The sequence below is a fragment of the Thermomonas sp. genome, from assembly GCF_025993755.1.
Classification (GTDB): domain Bacteria; phylum Pseudomonadota; class Gammaproteobacteria; order Xanthomonadales; family Xanthomonadaceae; genus Thermomonas.
In genome coordinates, this window is sequence record NZ_JAMQHN010000197.1 from 1 (window position 1) to 1,617 (window position 1,617).

The following is a 1,617-nucleotide window of genomic DNA, read 5'->3' on the forward strand; positions in this document are numbered from 1 at the left end:
CTCGCTGTCCAGCCTGATCGAACCGATGGTGATGGTGATCATCGGCGGCCTGGTGGGCTCGATCATCGTCGCGATGTACCTGCCGATCTTCAAGCTTGCCGCGACCGTGATGTAAGGGCGGAGCCGTTTCCTAAATGGCCTACCTCGACGCGCATCCCGGCCTCGGCTATCCCGCCGTGGCCGGGTTGGGTCTGCTGATCGGAAGTTTCCTCAACGTCGTCATCCTGCGTCTGCCGCCGCGGCTGGAATGGGGCTGGCGACGCGATGCGCGCGACATCCTCGAACAGACCGACCTCTACGAGCCGCCGCCGCCGGGGATCGTGGTCGAGCGCTCGCACTGCCCGCGCTGCAACCACCAGCTGGCCTGGTTCGAGAACATTCCGCTGCTGAGCTGGCTGGCCCTGCGCGGCAAGTGCCGTAGCTGCGGCAAGCCCATCTCGTTCCAGTACCCGCTGGTCGAACTGATCACCGGCCTGCTGTTCCTGGCCTGCGCCTGGCGCTTCGGATTCGGCTGGAAGTGCTTTGGCGCGCTGATTTTCACCGGTTACCTGATCGCGCTGTCGGGCATCGACCTGCGCACCAAACTGCTTCCGGACCAGCTGACCCTGCCCTTGATGTGGCTGGGGCTGGTGGCCGCCAGCGACAATCTCTACATGCCGACCAAACCGGCGCTGCTGGGCGCGATGGCCGGCTACATGAGCCTGTGGTCGGTGTACTGGGTGTTCAAGCAGCTCACCGGCAAGGAAGGCATGGGCCACGGGGATTTCAAGCTGCTGGCCGCGATCGGCGCCTGGGCCGGGCTGGCCGGCATCCTGCCCACGATCCTGCTGTCGTCCTTCCTGGGCGCGCTGATCGGTTCGCTGTGGCTGCTGGCGAAGGGCCGCGACAAGGCCACGCCGATTCCGTTCGGCCCGTATCTGGCGGTCGCCGGCTGGATCAGCTTCATGTGGGGCCCGAATCTGGTGGGATGGTATTTGCGGGTGTCGGGAATGGCCTGAAGCCGCTCCGCCCGGCAGCAAAGGGTTCGACTGCATCCATCCCGCGTGACACACAAAAAAACGGCGACCTTGCGGTCGCCGTTTTCATGACTCGATGCCCTCCGACGATCACTCGCCAGTCGGGCTCTCGTGTCCGGCTTGCCCGGCGGTATCCTCGCCCCCGGCCGAAGCCGCGTTCGGCGCCGCCTCTGCTGCAGGCGCCTCGTCCATCGCAACATCGGTGGCATCGACGTTCGCGGCTTCCGCCTGATCCGCCGGCGCCACGGCAGCGACCGGCGCACCGGCCGCCGGGGCTTCGATCGCCATCGGCTCGGTCGTCGCCGTGGTGTTGGCGACGTTGACCGGCAGCAGCGGCACGATCAGCAGCGCCACGATGTTGATGATCTTGATCAGCGGGTTCACGGCGGGGCCGGCGGTGTCCTTGTAGGGGTCGCCCACGGTGTCGCCGGTGACGGCGGCCTTGTGCGCCTCGCTGCCCTTGCCGCCGAAGTTGCCGTCCTCGATGTACTTCTTGGCGTTGTCCCAGGCGCCGCCGCCGGTAGTCATCGAAATGGCCACGAAGATGCCCGTCACAATGGTGCCGATCAGCAAGCCGCCCAGCGCCTGCGGGCCCAGCGCC

At 66.7% G+C, this 1,617-nt stretch carries 2 protein-coding genes and 1 pseudogene; 2 read left to right on the plus strand and 1 reads right to left on the minus strand.

Translation table 11 applies throughout. From position 1 onward, the window contains the following. Window positions 1-115: pseudogene (locus Q0X16_RS13145) on the plus strand (type II secretion system F family protein); the annotation flags it as partial. 19 nt (window positions 116-134) lie between these two features. Beyond that, a complete protein-coding gene (locus Q0X16_RS13150) occupies window positions 135-998 on the plus strand; it encodes an A24 family peptidase (protein ID WP_297834995.1) in 864 nt (287 codons plus the stop codon). Window positions 999-1,106: 108 nt separating this feature from the next. Here the strand turns inward: Q0X16_RS13150 and Q0X16_RS13155 are convergent. Further along, on the minus strand, window positions 1,107-1,617 hold a 511-nt coding region (locus Q0X16_RS13155; RefSeq protein WP_297835294.1), incomplete at its 5' end, for a sodium/proton-translocating pyrophosphatase.